The following is a 14,878-nucleotide window of genomic DNA, read 5'->3' on the forward strand; positions in this document are numbered from 1 at the left end:
CATCAGGTGCACGATTTGACGCCGGAAGATGTCGCAAAGGGGATGGCGGAGGGACGCTACCTGCTGGTCGACGTCCGCGAGCCGAACGAGGTCGCCGTCGAAGCCTATCCTGATGGCGTGGTGGTTCCGCTGCAGTCGTTCGATCCAGCGGCCATTCCGGACCCCAAGGGCAAGCAGGTGGTGTTCGCCTGCCGCTCCGGCAAGCGTTCGGTGACGGCGTCGCTGGCGGCGCAGGCGGCGGGGCTGCCGTATGACAAGCATCTGGCGGGCGGCATCATAGCCTGGAAGGCGGTGGGGCTGCAGACCAAGGCCGGCGGCTGACGCCCCCAAGGAATTCTTTGAACAATGACCTCCATGAACAAGGTCTTCGCTGACCTTCCCGTCACCGTCTTCGAGGCGATGTCGCAAGCCGCGCGCGACAACAACGCCATCAATCTCGGCCAGGGTTTTCCCGACGATCCCGGGCCTGAGGACATCAGGCGCGCCGCCGCGGAGGCGTCGATCAACGGCTATAACCAATACCCGTCGATGATGGGCATTCCGGAACTGCGGCAGGCGATCGCGTCGCACTATGGACGCTGGCACGGGTTGAACCTCGACCCGATGAGCGAGGTGATGGTGACCTCGGGCGGCACCGAAGCGCTGACATGCTCCATTCTGGCCATGGTCGAGCCCGGCGACGAAGTCGTCTGCTTCCAGCCGGTCTATGACAGCTACCTGCCGATCATCCGCCAGGCCGGCGGCATCCCGCGGCTATTGCGTCTCGAACCGCCGCACTGGCGGTTGAACGAGGAGATGCTGCGCAGCGTCTTCAATCACAAGACCAAGGCGGTGCTGTTCAACAACCCGCTCAACCCCGCCGCCGTGGTCTATCCGCGCGAGGACCTCGAATTGCTGGCGCGGTTCTGCCAGGAGTTCGACACGGTCGCGATCTGCGACGAGGTCTGGGAGCATGTCACCTTCGACGGCCGCGAGCATATCCCGCTGATCGCGATCCCGGGCATGCGCGAGCGCACCATCAAGGTCGGCAGCGCCGGCAAGATCTTTTCGCTGACGGGCTGGAAGATCGGCTTCGTCTGTGCCGCGCCGCCGCTGCTGCGCGTCGCGGCGAAGGTGCACCAGTTTCTCACCTTCACCAGCGCCCCCAATTTGCAAGCGGCCGTCGCCTACGGTCTCGACAAGCCCGCGGAATATTTCCACGACATGCGCAAGGGTCTGGCGCGGAGCAGGGACCGTCTGACCAAGGGGCTCGAGAGCATTGGCTTTCCCGTCCTGAAATCACAAGGCACGTATTTCCTGACCGTCGACCTCTCGCCGCTCGGGCTCAACGAGACCGACGTGCAATTTTGCCATCGCATCGTGAACGACTACAAGGTCGCCGCGATCCCGGTATCGGCCTTCTACGAACAGGATGCGGTGACGTCGGTGGTGCGGTTCTGTTTCTCCAAGAAGGACGAAACGCTGGATACCGCGCTGGAGCGTCTGTCGGACGCGGTGAATCGCCGGAAGAGGTAGACGAGATGCGCAACCAGACCCGCAATGTCGTTGGTTTGATTGGCGCGGTTGCCGCGATGCTGTTGTTGTCGCGGGCGCGCGCCGAAGAGCGCACGGTCAATTTCTACAATTGGTCGAACTATATGGCGCCAAGCGTGCTGGAGGACTTTACCAAGGAAACCGGCATCAAGGTAACTTACGACACCTTCGACGCCAACGAGACGCTGGAGACGCGGCTGCTCGCTGGAAAATCGGGCTACGACGTCGTCGTTCCCACCGGGTATTTCCTGCAGCGCCAGATCACGGCAAAGGTTTTCCACAAACTCGACAAGTCGAAACTGCCCAACCTCGCCAACGCCTGGCCGGTGGTGACCAGGCAGCTCGCGACCTACGATCCCGGCAACCATTACGGCGCCAATTACATGTGGGGCACCACCGGCATCGGCTACAACGTCAAGACGGCGCAGAAGATCTTGGGCGCGGACGCCAAGATCGACAGCTGGGATATCGTGTTTAAGCCGGAGAACCTCGCCAAATTCAGGGATTGCGGCATCCACATGCTGGATTCCGCCGACGACATTCTGCCCGCGGCGCTGAGCTATCTCGGCATCGATCCGAACTCGACCAGGCAGGCCGATCTGGAGAAGGCCGCCGAACTCGTCGGCAAGATCAGGCCCTACGTCCGCAAGTTTCACTCGTCGGAATATCTGGGCGCGCTGGCGTCGGGCGAAATCTGCTTCGTGGTCGGCTGGTCGGGCGACATCATGCAGGCGCGCAGCCGCGCGGCGGAAGCCAAGAACGAGATCGAGATCGGCTACACGATCCCGAAGGAGGGCGCGCAGATGTTCTTCGACAATCTCGCGATCCCGGCCGACGCCAGGAACGTCGCGGAAGCCTATCAGCTGATCGACTATCTCTACCGCCCGGAGGTCGCGGCCAAAAATTCGAATTTCCTGTCCTACGCCAACGGCAATCTGGCGAGCCAGAAGCTGGTCGATCCCAAAATCCTCAACGACAAGAACATCTATCCGGATGAAGCGATCCAGAAGAAGCTGTTCGTGATCAACGCGCGCGATCCTGCGACGCAACGCATCATCAACCGGCTCTGGACCAGGGTGAAGACGGGGAAGTGAAATTCATCCCGGTGCTAACCAAAAGCGAAGCTTCCTGGGGCATTATCGCCGTCATTCTGGTTGGATTGCTGGTTGCGTCCTCTGCTCGAAATTTAAGTCCAGACCCGAGCCAAATCCAGGCGGCGGCTTCCGTGCGTAGCTCGGACATCCTTGTTGATGGTCTCCGTTGCTTGTCGATTGATCCGCGCAAGGTGATCGTTAATGAGCAGACCTATTCGGAGCCAAGACTTGTTGAGACAATTGCCGAAATTTTACCAGTCAAGGCAGTTCTCTTCGACGCAGACGTCGGCACGTGTCCTTGGGAATTTTTTGTCACTGTCGTTACCGGAAAAGTGTCTGCCGTTCGACTGCACGGTCAACCCGCAGAGTATCTTGTCGCGATAGGAATTTGTGAGCGAACTCCGAATGTGACGCTGCATCCCGGTAAATGTATCAATAAGAACATCTATGTCTTCAATTCGGGCATTGCGCCGCACGAGTTGTTGACAACTGCGCTTGAGGGGTTGGCGAGATCGCAAGCGAAAGAGTGGGAGGTGTTTGGAAGGGCAAGGCCGCAATGAGCGTTGCTTCCGAAAGCGGCCGAGGCACGATCGCGCAGCGACATATTCCAGGTCACGACAAAAGTCGGGCCGTCACAACAGCTGACTAGACACCTATGTGAATCTGCCGGATAAGCGGCGATGTTCATTTTCTTTTGCCGCTGAGACGAAAATGCTTGGTCCGTTGGTCATTCCGCCTGCCGGCGATCTCCAGTTCATTGCTCGTCACGTGCTAAAGACTCCCGTGCGAACGTCGTCCGTGCTTGACGCACAGCTCGGTCGGATGGTCCACGTCAAGGACGAGACCGTTCAGCGCAGCGGCTCCTTCAAGTTTCGTGGCGCCGTACTTGGCGTAGGAAACGCCGAGCGAGGCGTGGTCGCTGCGGGAGCAGGAAACTTCCCGATTGCCGTTGGTCTGGCAGCTCAGGCGCTCAACAAGCCGGCTTGCCTGGTTATGCCGCGCGACGCGCCGGCGTTCAAACGCGAACAAGCGGAGAAAACGGGAGCGGAGATAAAGATCGCCGAGCGGTCGGAGTTGACTGACCATGCGCAGGTGGAGGCGCAAAGACGCGGCTGGCGCAACCTGCATGCTTTCGAAGACATAGAGATGATCGCGGGAAGCTATACGCTGGGTTCCGAGGTGGCGGTCGCCATTAAAGCAAGCAGTGCCGCTTCAGATGCTGTGGTTGTTGCCTGCGGGGGCGGCGGGCTGGCCGCGGGTGTAGCTCTTGCCCTGCGGACGCAGTCTGTTTCCGCTGCCATCTACGTTGTCGAGCCGGCCACGCACCAACGATATGCTCACGCGCGTGAAGTTGGGGCGCCGGTCAGGATCGATCCATCCGGGAAAACCGTGTGCGACGCGCTACGCTCTCGTCGGATTGGAGCGCGCGCATTCGAAATCCTGGAACGGTCGAACGTCCAGGTATGCGCGGTCGGCGACGACCTGGTGCACGGCGCAAGCGCGCTGCTTCACGCGACATGCGGCATCCGCGCAGAGCCGAGCGGGGCGCTGGCGATGGGAGCGGTGTTGGGAGGTGCCGTCGGCCGAGAGCATTCGCGGGTGTGGGTCATCGCCTGCGGAGGAAATGTGTAAAACCGTCGGTATCGGGCAGCGGCTCCGGCGCGGTTTGTGAGCGAGACGATATTCGGGCCGATGCCGCAACATCCCGGATACCGTTGCGCTTCTATTGCCGAAACTCCCGGCAAAATCTATAGCTCTCCCCGGGAGCATCACATGACCAAAATCCTCACGTTCTTTTCAACGCGCACGCTGCTGCAGATCATCTTCGTCCTGGGGTCGACCGTCGCCATGAAGGCCTGGAGCCTCGGTTTGGTGTTCGGCGGATAAGCGCGCGACCCGTTGACTCATTCCGGCTACGAAAGGCGCGCTACCGCCACCTTCGGTGCAGCCACAGCCACTGGTCCGGATATTCGCGCACCCAGCCCTCGATGACAGAAGTGACGGCCTGCATGGTGCCGGCGATGTCGATCTGCCCCGACGCATCGCGCACCGGCTTGACCTCTTCGGAGAGTTCGGCGCGGAAGCGATGGTTGGGCAGGCGGATGATGCGCACGCCGTGGATCGGGCATTCGACCTGGCGTACCAGCCGCGCCAGCGTCGGATTGGCCTTGGTCTTGCGGCCGAAGAAGGTGACGTCGACGCCGTTGGTCAAATACTGATCGACCAGCATCGCGACATGCTGGTTATTCTGCAGGGCGTCGGCGAGCTTGAGCGGCGCCTCGCGGCCGGCCGGAATCAACGTGCCCATCTTGACGGCGCGTATCCGCTCGATGGCGCGATCGGCGGATTCGCTGTTGGGCCGCCGGAACAGGATCGCGCAATCGAGCCCGTGCGCGACGGCGCCGAGCGCCGGTATTTCCCAATTGCCAAGATGGCCCGCGAAGATGATCGCCGGCTTGCCGTCGTCGCGCAGCGTATCGAAGATCTGCTTGGTCCGCGCGCCGAACTCGATGCGGCTCGGCTTGTCCGGATGATTGACGTCGTAATCCCAGATGTGGTCGAGATGGGCAAATTCGGCGCCGATGCGGCCGAGATTGTCCCAGACGCCGGCGAGGATTTTCTCGATTTCTTCGGGAGATTTTTCCGGGAACGCCGCCGTGAGGTTCTGGCGGCCGATCCGGTCCTCGCGCAGCCTGCGGCCGATGAAGCGCGTGACGCGGCCGAAGAAATTGGCGGTCTTGTCCGGATCGAAATAGCGCGTGGTGCGCAGCAGGGCGATCGTCAGCCCGCCCACGGCGGCTTCCGTGACCGGCTTGGCGGCGTCGCGAACGCGCGCCTTGGTGCGAAGGAGCAGGCGGTTCATGGGGACGGGCGGCTATAGCATTTTGGCTTGCTAGGCCGGTTCACGCGTCAGGATCAGCGAGGCGTTCTGCCCGCCGAAGCCGAACGAGTTGGACATCACGGCCGTGACGCGGGCATCGCGCGCCTTGTTGCCGACGACGTCGAACAGGATCGCCGGATCCGGTACGTCGTAGTTGATGGTCGGCGGAATCCGCTGATGCTCGAGCGTCAGCAGCGAGAACACCGCCTCGACCGCGCCGGCGGCAGAAATCGTATGCCCGACCATCGACTTGTTCGACGATACCGGAATCTTCGGCAGATGATCGCCGAACACCACGGCGGTGGTGTTGTATTCCATCTTGTCGTTTTCCGGCGTCGCGGTGCCGTGCGCGTTGATGTGGTCGATCTGCTCGGGCTCGAGGCCGGCATCGGCCAGCGTCTTGCGCATGCAGCCGATGATCGGCTTGCCGTCCGGGCTGGAGCGGGTGCGGTGAAACGAGTCCGTCAGTTCGCCGCAGCCGGCGAGGACGCCCAATATCCTGGCGCCCCGCGCGGTCGCGGATTCGTAGCTCTCCAGCACCATCGCGCCGGCGCCTTCCGCCATGACGAAACCGTCGCGGTTCTTCGAGAATGGTTTTGACGCGGCTTGCGGCGGATCGTTCTGCGTCGACAGCGCCGACAGCAGCGAGAATCGCACCAATGCCTCCGGATTGACCGAGCCGTCGGTCGCCACGCACAGCGCCGCGTCGGCGTCGCCGCGCCGGATCGCTTCGACGCCGAGCTGGATCGCGGTCGCGCCGGAGGCGCAGGCGGTCGAGAGCGAGATCGGGGAGCCCTTGGTGCCGTAGGTTTCGGCCAGATGGCTTGCCACCGAGCCAAACATGAAACGGTGATGGAACGCGGCGAACCGGCCGCCGCCGCTGACGCGCAGCATGTCCTCATAGCCGAAATCGGTCTTTCCGATCGCGCGTCCGAGTTCGAGCCGCTGCGGCCACTCGACCTCGACGGGCGCCACCGCCAGGAACAGCGGACCGGGAAAATCGGCCTTGGCACCGATGGCGGCCTGTTCGAGCGCTTCCTCGGTCGCCATTTTTGCCAGCCGCTCGGTCAATTCAGTCGAGGACACGGGATCGACGGTGACGAAGTCGACCGTGCCCGCCATGGTTGACCTCAGGCCGTCAACGGGAAAGCGCGTCACGGTGCGAATGCCGGATTCGCCCGCGGTCAGCCTGGTCCAGTTGTCCTGCTTGCCGGCGCCAAGCGACGTCACGACGCCCATGCCGGTGACGACGACGATCGGCCTGCCGAATTTATCGCGTGGTGCTGACATGGTTCCCCCGTCGATGCTGCGAACAGCGATGTTATTTCCGGATCACGCGCTACTTGATGGCCTCGACCAAGGCCATGCCTTCGCCCTGCCAGTGACCGGCGCCCAGCACCACAATCTGGTCCGGCACATCAGACTTTTCAACCTCGAGCCCGGTCGGATCGTTGGGCGGAAACAGCGCGCCGCGCGAGAGCGACAGGGCCGCGAGCGCCAGTCCCAGCGGAAACTGGGTCTCCAGCGTGTGGCCGAACATCGTTCCAGTCGCGCGCACGGCAAAGCCGGGATGCTGGCGCAGGAAGGCCTTTTCCTCCGACGTCACCGGTTCGACGCCGGTCGCGCCGGTAATCAGGTTGCCGGTATCGCCGGCGACGCCGAGCTTCGGCCACAGCGCTTCCAGCGATTTCGTCACGGCGCCGGGTTGCTTGCGCTGGGCGAGGTCGGCGACCACCTTGGTCAGCCGGGCGTACGGCTTGGCGCCGCGGGCCTCGGCGTGCTCGCGGGATTCCATCACCAGGAAGCAGCCGGCGGAACCAAGCGCGAAGCCGCCCTTGGCGTCGCGTTGCCACACCGGGGCGTATTTCTCGGTCAGATTGAACTCGCCGAATTCATAGAGGATGAGCAGATCGGGGCGCTCGCCATTATGCGCGGCGCCGACCAGCGCGATCTCGCTCTGCCCGGATTCGATCCGCGCCAGCGCAATCCGCGCCGCATCGATGCTGGCGGCTTCCTCGCCCATGAACGTTCGCGACGTGCCGCACACGCCGTGAACGATGGCGATGTTGCCGGCGAGCAGATTGGAGAGCTGGGCCAGGAACAGCGTCGGCCGCAAATCGTTCATCAGCCGTTCGTTGAGGAAGGCCGGACTCGAATTGCCCTTGGCATCGGCGTTCATGATCGCCAAATCGACCGCGATGTCGCGCTCGCCGCCGCCGGCGGCCACGATCATGTCCATCCGGCCCAGGATTTCCTGGTTGCCTTTGACCCCGGCGGAATCCAGCGCCAGCCCGGCGGCGTAGGTGCCGATGCGCTGCCAGGCTTCCATCTGGCGCTGGTCGCCCTTTTTCGGGATCTGGGCGTCGAACGACACCGGAGCCAGCGGGTGGACGATGTAGGGCGCAAAGCGCTTGTCGTCGACATTGACGCGTTTCTGGTTCAGCGCATCCCAATGCGCGTCCAGTCCTTCACCGAGCGAGGACACGATGCCGATGCCGGTGATCCAGACTTCCTTTGCGGATGATGCCTTGGGCTCAGTCATTCAGGACCTGCAGAGGGAAACCGACCTTGTGCGCCATCGCGTCCATGTGGACGCGAAAAGCAGGATCAGGAAACGGAGAAAGACCAAACGATATTTCAGCGCTGCACTTCAATTCCTTGCCGACGCGGCCCTTTGCCTTGGTGACGGCGAAGCCGGAACCTTCATGCTCGACCTTGGCCTCGATCGTCAGCAACTGACCGGGACTGACGAAACCCCGCATCTTGGCTTCCCGCACAATCGCCAGGAACGGCATCCGCGTGAACTTCAACACGCCGAGCAGAAGCCAGCCGGAACTCTGCGCCATCGCTTCGGTCAGCAGCACGCCGGGCATGATTGGAAAGCCCGGGAAATGCCCTTCGAAAATGGTGTGCTTTTCCGGAACCTGGGCTTCGACCACAATCGTCCGTTCGCCGAGATTGAGGTCGACGATACGATCGATCAGCTTGAAATAATCAAGATCCATGGCGGGCGATTACGCGCCCGTGCCCGCGTTCTTGGCGGCGACCAGTTCGTCGATACGATCGGCGAGGTTCTGCAGCACGAAGTACTGTTCGGTCGTGGCCTTGCCATCGTTGACCTCCTGGGTCCATTTTTCGAGCGGCATCTTGATTCCGAACGCCTTGTCGATGGCAAAGGCAATGTCGAGGAAGTCCAGGCTGTCGATGCCCAGATCGTCGATGGCGTGGCTCTCCGGCTTGATCGTGTCGCGCGGAATGTCGCACGTCTCGGCGATAATGTTGGCGATCTGATCGAATGTAGAGGACATCATTAAGCCTTTGATATATTGGAGATAAATCCCGGAGGGCTTGGGGGAGGCGGGCGCGGCGTTTTTCCCTCGGCCGGAGTCGAGAGCCCGTATATCGGAGCGCAGCCTTGAGTTCAATGGAGGTTGGCAACCCCGGCGGCAACCGATTCACAGGCGAAAATGGCCGTTTTGGGCGGCTCTAGCTGTGCGGCATCACGGAAATCCGGGCGCAGTCCCGGCGTCCCATCAGCACGCAATCCTGGGTCTTGCGCAGATCCGCGATGCTGATCGCGAGCCAGATCCCGATCACCGTCAGAGCCACGGTAAACGCGAGGGCCGCGACATTGGCCAGCATGCGTTGACGGAAGTCGTCCGGTTCGTCCCGGGGGCGTTCGAAGCGCGACAGATCCTTTGCCGCCGGCGGGGCGTTGGTAGGGGCAAGCTGGGCGGGCGGCCGGGCAGCCGGCTGGGTATGCGTCGCGGCGGGCTCATCTCGCCGGCCAGGGGGATGAGCAGAAGTACGCGGCCTGAATTTGACCACGACGTGCTCGTCATCCCCGTGTATGGGCAGCTGGGTCTTCACTGCAGTCGGTCCGCGGAAGTCGTGACACTGTTTAGCATGCTGGCGGCGCTTCCAACATAAAATGTTGGTGCGCATCCATGCAGACCCATGCCTGCAGAGACTCATGGAACCCACGTAGTCGGCAGGGTCGCATGATGGCGCTACTTCGGCAGCCGCCCCATCATGTAGAACTCGTCGTTCGGCCGCATCGCGGTGACGTTGGCCAGCCGGTTCGACAGCGCAAAGAACGCGGAAATCGCCGTCACGTCCCAGATGTCGTCGTCGGAGAATCCGTGGCCGGCCAACTCGGCAAAATCCTGTTCGGAAACCGTATTCGCCTGCTGGCTCACCTTCATGGCGAAGTCGAGCATCGCGCGCTGGCGCGGCGTGATGTCGGCCTTGCGGTAGTTGACGGCGATCTGGTCGGCGATGACAGGGTTCTTGGCCCGGATGCGCAGGATCGCCCCGTGGGCGATCACGCAGTAGTGGCACTGGTTGACGCTGGACGTCGCCACCACGATCATTTCGCGCTCGGCCTTGGTCAGGCCGCTGTCCTTTTCCATCAATGCGTCGTGATAGGCAAAGAACGCGCGGAACTCGTCCGGACGATAGGCCAGCGTCAGAAAGACGTTGGGCACGAAGCCGGATTTTTCCTGCACCGCGAGAATGCGCGTGCGGATATCTTCCGGCAGTTTGTCGATGGCGGGGGCGGGGAAGCGTATTGGTACGGGCTGGGTCATGAGGAGATTCCGGCTACCGCGAGATGCGGACGGCCGGAACCATAATGCATGGTCGCGTCAGCGCAAGGCAGGTGGAGCGAGGTTTGCGCGGAGGCTGTTCGTATTCGTTAAGCAGCGCCACTGCGTTCGACGTGCTGCGCCAGTTTGTCGAGGGTCTGATAGCCGAATTCGACCGCGCCGAATCCGATCCCCGCGTCGCGCTGGGCCTTCGTCGGATGCAACTGCCGCAAAGTGATGACGGTCTTGCCGTCGCTCTGCTCATCGAACGTGATGGTGGTGCGGAAGATGCCGGGATCGTTGTCCTTGTCGGCGCCATGATCGATCTCGATCAAATGCGGCCGCTCGATGCGCCGGAATTGCATCCGATTGGTATATCGCTTGCCGTCGGGAGCGATCATATCGAACCGCCATTCGCCGTCGACGCGAATATCCATGGACTTTGTCTCGACCCTAAAACCGGCCGGACCAAACCATTGGGGGAGGTGGCGCGGATCGACCCAGGCGGAGAAAACCAACTCGCGTGGCGCGTTGATCACACGCGAGAGGACGATCTCCCGATCGAGCGCCCAAGTGGAGAGGGGCGTTTCATTTTGACTTGCGTTTGCGGGCATTGGACTTCTCCTTTTTCTTCAGTTTCTCAACGTACATTTCCAGTCGATCCAGTCGTTGCTCCCAGATCTGCCTTTGCGCCGCCAACCAAAGCTCGACGGTCGCGAGAGCTTCCGTCTGCAATGAACACATCCTGACGCGACCGGTCTTCTCGGACGCCACGAGGCCGCTGCTCTCCAGAATGCGGATGTGTTTCATCAGGCTCGGCAGCGCCATTTCGAACGGCTTCGCCAGCTCGCCGACGGATGCCTCGCCATCACATAGTCGCATGACGATCGCACGACGGGTCGCGTCGGACAGGGCCCCGAAAACATGGTCGAGTTGCATTGAATGGTTAGCCATAGAGCTAACTATAGCGGAGGCGCAAACGTGTGTCAATGACAGTTAGCCGGACGGCTAACTAATAGGTGGTGAGCACAGCGTCGCCGATCGCGCCTGACAGTAATGATGGCACGGCTCATTTCTATTTCGGTGACAGTGCACTTAATAGCCTGTCGATTGAGTGCACTGTCACCGATTTCACCGATTTAGGTGCTTCACGTGAAGTGGCGGGTTAAAGAGAACCCGCCCTACAGGCTACAGACTGCACCCGTAAGAGAGGCACCGATCGGAATTTTGGTTTGCGCTCACGCGGAGAGCCCGATGGGAAAGGCCATGGTCGGGTCAACAATTGGCGCGATGGTGGAAACGTGCCGGTGATTTGCCCGACGTGTCAAAATGTTTTTGCGCGGTAGGCATCCATGCCGACGACCCCTTTGTTTGCAAGGGGTTGCTTTCTATGCATGGGGTTGTTTTCGATATTTTGGTTTGACCGGGTCGGCCTTTCGCCTGTCCCGATCAATTTCGGTGACAGTGCACTTAATAGCCTCTGTCAGTTGAGTGCACTGTCACCGTTTTAGGTGATTCACGTGAAGCGGCGGGTTAAAGAGAACCCGCCCTACAGGCTGTGCCAGTAACGCCGAACCTGCAGCGATTAAGGGCACTGTCGCCGTCGTCATTCTGATCGGAATTTTGGTTTGCGCTCACGCGGAGAGCCCGATGGGAAAGGCCATGGTCGGGTCAACAATTGGCGCGATGGTGGAAACGTGCCGGTGATTTGCCCGACGTGTCAAAATGTTTTTGCGCGGTAGGCATCCATGCCGACGACCCCTTTGTTTGCAAGGGGTTGCTTTCTATGCATGGGGTTGTTTTCGATATTTTGGTTTGACCGGGTCGGCCTTTCGCCTGTCCCGATCAATTTCGGTGACAGTGCACTTAATAGCCTCTGTCAGTTGAGTGCACTGTCACCGTTTTAGGTGATTCACGTGAAGCGGCGGGTTAAAGAGAACCCGCCCTACAGGCTGTGCCAGTAACGCCGAACCTGCAGCGATTAAGGGCACTGTCGCCGTCGTCATTCTGATCGGAATTTTGGTTTGCGCTCACGCGGAGAGCCCGATGGGAAAGGCCATGGTCGGGTCAACAATTGGCGCGATGGTGGAAACGTGCCGGTGATTTGCCCGACGTGTCAAAATGTTTTTGCGCGGTAGGCATCCATGCCGACGACCCCTTTGTTTGCAAGGGGTTGCTTTCTATGCATGGGGTTGTTTTCGATATTTTGGTTTGACCGGGTCGGCCTTTCGCCTGTCCCGATCAATTTCGGTGACAGTGCACTTAATAGCCTCTGTCAGTTGAGTGCACTGTCACCGTTTTAGGTGATTCACGTGAAGCGGCGGGTTAAAGAGAACCCGCCCTACAGGCTGTGCCAGTAACGCCGAACCTGCAGCGATTAAGGGCACTGTCGCCGTCGTCATTCTGATCGGAATTTTGGTTTGCGCTCACGCGGAGAGCCCGATGGGAAAGGCCATGGTCGGGTCAACAATTGGCGCGATGGTGGAAACGTGCCGGTGATTTGCCCGACGTGTCAAAATGTTTTTGCGCGGTAGGCATCCATGCCGGCGACCCCTTTGTTTACAAGGGGTTGCTTTCTTTGCATGGGGTTGTTTTCGATATTTTGGTTTGACCGGGTCGGCCTTTCGGCTGTCCCGATCAGCCCGCAAGCCGCAGACCCGTCAGCGCAGCGGCTTCTTCAACAGCGAGAAGCGGTCGGGATCGAGCCCGAGCGACGGCTGCAGCATCGGCGCTTCCACCGCGCGCGGTTCCAGCGTTCGGGCGGCCGGCCGTTCGTTGATCATGGGATCGTTGGGCACGTCGCGATGCGAGGTGGCGCCGCGCCAGCGGTCCAGCACGGCACTGACGAAATGCATGTCGTGACCGGCCGCAATCGAGGGCGAGGTCGAGATGGTGGCTTCGCTGCGCGGCAATTGATGGAGCGGGACTTCCTTGAAGCGCAGCCGCGTCGGCAGCGCGACGCCCTCGCCGAACGCCAGCACCTCGCGGGTGCCGAGCGAAGGCACGAACGACAGCAGGTTGGCGGCGGCGTCCGAGACCGCCGAGCGCAGCAGCGCCTGGTCGCGGTCGTTGGCGAGGCGCATCGCAAACAGCGTGTTGCACTGGGAGATGATGGTGGCGTCGAGTTCGGCCGGCCGCTGCGTGACCAGGCCGAGATAGACGCCGTATTTGCGGCCTTCCTTGGCGATGCGCGAGACCGCCTTGCGGGTCGGACCGAAGCCGATATTGCGGTCCGCGGCGGCGTAGCGATGCGCCTCTTCGCAGACGAACAATAGCGGCGAGACGCCGTCGCTCCACAGGCCGAAGTCGAACGCCATGCGGCACAGCACCGAGACCACGGAATCGACGACTTCGGCGGGGAAGCCGGCGAGCTGCATGATGGTCATCGGCCGGCCGTTGGCGGGCAGGCGGAACAGGTGGCTGATGACTTCCGCCATGGTGTCGCCGCCGACATTGGCGTTGTCGAACATGAAGGCGTAGCGCGGGTCGTTGCGGACGGTCTCGATGCGCGAAATCAGCTTGTGATAGATGATGCGCGAGGAGCGATTTTCCAGCTTGCCCATCCGCTCGTCGATCAGCGAAATCAGATCGACCAGCCGATACGGCACCGGCGTATCGACGGTATAGCCGATCGCCTTGGGATCGATCCGCTTCAGGCCGACGCGGTCGGCGTTCTGGTACTGGGTGTAGATGCCCTTCGCCATCGGAACGACTTCGGCGAGAATATCGAGCTCTTCCGGCACGCCGGGGCGGCCGGCGAACAGCACGTCGACGATCTCTTCGAAATTGAACAGCCAGAACGGCAGCTTCAGGTTCCGCGGGTTCAGCACCAGCGCGCGGTCGCCGAAGCAGCGGCCGTATTCATTGTGGACGTCGAGCAGGAAGATCCGCAGGTTCGGCCGCGCTTTGAGGATCTCGTTGAGCAGCAGCGATACGCCGGTCGATTTACCGACGCCGGTCGATCCGAGTACGGCGAAATGCTTGGAGAGCATTTCCTCGACGTCGACATAGGCAATGACCGAACGGTCCTGCTGCAGGGTGCCGACATTGATCTGGTCCGACCCGGTCGGGGCGTAGACCGTACGCAATTCCTGATTGGTGATCAGCTCGACGGCATCGCCGATGGTCGGATAGTTGGTGACGCCGCGCTGGAATTTCGGCCGCTCGCCGCCGAGGATTTCGCCGAGCAGGTCGACCCCGGCAGTGGCAATGTAGGTGTCGGAACTCGGCAGGTCCTCGCAGGAAACGTCGGTGATCATGGCGACGATGGTGGAAGTTGCGCAGCGAATGCTGATGAAGCGGCCGACGGTGGCACGAACTTCCGAGGTGGCCATCTGGCTTACCGCCAGAAGTCCGACCCGGGCGAGGGAGCCGCGCACCGAAATCACACGTCCGAAGGATGTCACGATGTTGAACCTGGCATGTCATGAAAATGGATCGGACCGCATTATGGGCGGCCGGCACTAGCGAAACGGTTAAGCGGACGAGGTTTCGGATTCGCTAAATCCGCTGCATCCCGCCTCATGATCCGTTGCGCAAACGGTTCTGATCGCCGTATCGACATCCAAGTTAAGCAGGAAAATCAGTGCTTTTTCGCAATTGCCCGCGTGCACGACAGACCGCCCCGGTTTAATCCTTTGTTTACCACCTCCAAGGAGAGGCCTGCCCTGATCAACGCGTGCCGCTAACCTGCGATGCCGGCGATGGAACCAGGCCGTGTATCGCGGTAACCGATTGCTAACCGCAAGTTGTAACGCACCTTCCATCTGTCATGCGTAGCGTTG

15 protein-coding genes are annotated in these 14,878 nt (G+C 61.3%); 5 read left to right on the forward strand and 10 right to left on the reverse strand.

All coding sequences use genetic code 11. The features are described from left to right. Positions 1-42: 42 nt before the first annotated feature. The 5 genes from ACSQ84_RS04625 to ACSQ84_RS04645 all read left to right on the forward strand — a co-directional run bounded on the left by ACSQ84_RS04625 (position 43) and on the right by ACSQ84_RS04645 (position 4,259). Positions 43-321: a rhodanese-like domain-containing protein gene (locus ACSQ84_RS04625; protein WP_436211180.1), complete on the forward strand. Its 279-nt coding sequence runs from the start codon at positions 43-45 to the stop codon at positions 319-321. A 24-nt stretch (positions 322-345) separates the two neighbouring features. Continuing rightward, positions 346-1,515, forward strand: a complete 1,170-nt coding sequence (locus ACSQ84_RS04630; RefSeq protein ID WP_436210439.1) for an aminotransferase — start codon at positions 346-348, stop codon at positions 1,513-1,515. Between the two features lie 56 nt (positions 1,516-1,571). After that, complete coding sequence (locus ACSQ84_RS04635) at positions 1,572-2,627, forward strand: polyamine ABC transporter substrate-binding protein (protein WP_436211181.1); 1,056 nt, start codon at positions 1,572-1,574, stop codon at positions 2,625-2,627. Next, on the forward strand, positions 2,624-3,187 hold the full coding sequence (locus ACSQ84_RS04640) for a hypothetical protein (RefSeq protein WP_436210440.1): 564 nt from the start codon (positions 2,624-2,626) through the stop codon (positions 3,185-3,187). Before ACSQ84_RS04635 ends, ACSQ84_RS04640 begins: the two co-directional genes overlap by 4 nt. A 151-nt stretch (positions 3,188-3,338) precedes the next feature. Next, the gene (locus ACSQ84_RS04645) at positions 3,339-4,259 is read left to right on the forward strand and encodes a pyridoxal-phosphate dependent enzyme (RefSeq protein ID WP_436210441.1); all 921 of its coding nucleotides are present in this window, start codon (positions 3,339-3,341) and stop codon (positions 4,257-4,259) included. 295 nt (positions 4,260-4,554) lie between these two features. Here ACSQ84_RS04645 and ACSQ84_RS04650 read toward each other — a convergent pair whose 3' ends face one another. From ACSQ84_RS04650 to ACSQ84_RS04695, 10 genes are all read right to left on the reverse strand, one after another. Next, positions 4,555-5,490 carry a lipid A biosynthesis lauroyl acyltransferase gene (locus tag ACSQ84_RS04650; protein ID WP_436210442.1) on the reverse strand — a complete coding sequence of 312 codons (936 nt, stop codon included), beginning with the start codon at positions 5,488-5,490 and terminating at the stop codon, positions 4,555-4,557. Between the two features lie 30 nt (positions 5,491-5,520). Beyond that, entirely contained in the window at positions 5,521-6,798 is a 1,278-nt protein-coding gene (locus ACSQ84_RS04655) for a beta-ketoacyl-ACP synthase (RefSeq protein ID WP_436210443.1), read from the reverse strand. Positions 6,799-6,847: 49 nt separating this feature from the next. Next, positions 6,848-8,050, reverse strand: a complete 1,203-nt coding sequence (locus ACSQ84_RS04660) for a beta-ketoacyl-ACP synthase (RefSeq protein WP_436210444.1) — start codon at positions 8,048-8,050, stop codon at positions 6,848-6,850. Beyond that, positions 8,043-8,513, reverse strand: coding sequence for a 3-hydroxyacyl-ACP dehydratase FabZ family protein (locus tag ACSQ84_RS04665; RefSeq protein ID WP_436210445.1), 471 nt, complete (start codon positions 8,511-8,513; stop codon positions 8,043-8,045). Before ACSQ84_RS04665 ends, ACSQ84_RS04660 begins: the two co-directional genes overlap by 8 nt. 9 nt (positions 8,514-8,522) lie before the next feature. Then, complete coding sequence (locus ACSQ84_RS04670; protein ID WP_436210446.1) at positions 8,523-8,816, reverse strand: acyl carrier protein; 294 nt, start codon at positions 8,814-8,816, stop codon at positions 8,523-8,525. A 178-nt stretch (positions 8,817-8,994) separates the two neighbouring features. Beyond that, entirely contained in the window at positions 8,995-9,378 is a 384-nt protein-coding gene (locus tag ACSQ84_RS04675) for a hypothetical protein (protein ID WP_436210447.1), read from the reverse strand. 140 nt (positions 9,379-9,518) lie between these two features. After that, complete coding sequence (locus ACSQ84_RS04680) at positions 9,519-10,097, reverse strand: peroxidase-related enzyme (RefSeq protein WP_436210448.1); 579 nt, start codon at positions 10,095-10,097, stop codon at positions 9,519-9,521. A 107-nt stretch (positions 10,098-10,204) separates the two neighbouring features. Continuing rightward, positions 10,205-10,708, reverse strand: coding sequence for an SRPBCC family protein (locus tag ACSQ84_RS04685; protein WP_436210449.1), 504 nt, complete (start codon positions 10,706-10,708; stop codon positions 10,205-10,207). Beyond that, positions 10,683-11,033 (reverse strand): ArsR/SmtB family transcription factor, encoded by a 351-nt coding sequence (locus ACSQ84_RS04690; protein WP_436210450.1) that lies wholly within the window; start codon positions 11,031-11,033, stop codon positions 10,683-10,685. The genes ACSQ84_RS04685 and ACSQ84_RS04690 overlap by 26 nt, the downstream gene beginning before the upstream one ends. Before the next feature lie 1,721 nt (positions 11,034-12,754). Beyond that, positions 12,755-14,500, reverse strand: coding sequence for an ATP-binding protein (locus ACSQ84_RS04695; protein WP_436210451.1), 1,746 nt, complete (start codon positions 14,498-14,500; stop codon positions 12,755-12,757). Positions 14,501-14,878: the final 378 nt, after the last annotated feature.

The organism is Bradyrhizobium sp. LjRoot220, from assembly GCF_964252915.1.
Classification (GTDB): Bacteria; Pseudomonadota; Alphaproteobacteria; order Rhizobiales; family Xanthobacteraceae; genus Bradyrhizobium.

Coding starts and splice junctions, on each gene's coding strand:
- ACSQ84_RS04625 (WP_436211180.1), top strand. CDS start 43: ATGGCGGAGGGACGCTACCTGCTGGTCGACGTCCGCGAGCCGAACGAG.
- ACSQ84_RS04650 (WP_436210442.1), bottom strand. CDS start 5,490: ATGAACCGCCTGCTCCTTCGCACCAAGGCGCGCGTTCGCGACGCCGCC.
- ACSQ84_RS04645 (WP_436210441.1), top strand. CDS start 3,339: ATGCTTGGTCCGTTGGTCATTCCGCCTGCCGGCGATCTCCAGTTCATT.
- ACSQ84_RS04670 (WP_436210446.1), bottom strand. CDS start 8,816: ATGTCCTCTACATTCGATCAGATCGCCAACATTATCGCCGAGACGTGC.
- ACSQ84_RS04655 (WP_436210443.1), bottom strand. CDS start 6,798: ATGTCAGCACCACGCGATAAATTCGGCAGGCCGATCGTCGTCGTCACC.
- ACSQ84_RS04680 (WP_436210448.1), bottom strand. CDS start 10,097: ATGACCCAGCCCGTACCAATACGCTTCCCCGCCCCCGCCATCGACAAA.
- ACSQ84_RS04685 (WP_436210449.1), bottom strand. CDS start 10,708: ATGCCCGCAAACGCAAGTCAAAATGAAACGCCCCTCTCCACTTGGGCG.
- ACSQ84_RS04690 (WP_436210450.1), bottom strand. CDS start 11,033: ATGCAACTCGACCATGTTTTCGGGGCCCTGTCCGACGCGACCCGTCGT.
- ACSQ84_RS04665 (WP_436210445.1), bottom strand. CDS start 8,513: ATGGATCTTGATTATTTCAAGCTGATCGATCGTATCGTCGACCTCAAT.
- ACSQ84_RS04630 (WP_436210439.1), top strand. CDS start 346: ATGACCTCCATGAACAAGGTCTTCGCTGACCTTCCCGTCACCGTCTTC.
- ACSQ84_RS04635 (WP_436211181.1), top strand. CDS start 1,572: ATGCTGTTGTTGTCGCGGGCGCGCGCCGAAGAGCGCACGGTCAATTTC.
- ACSQ84_RS04660 (WP_436210444.1), bottom strand. CDS start 8,050: ATGACTGAGCCCAAGGCATCATCCGCAAAGGAAGTCTGGATCACCGGC.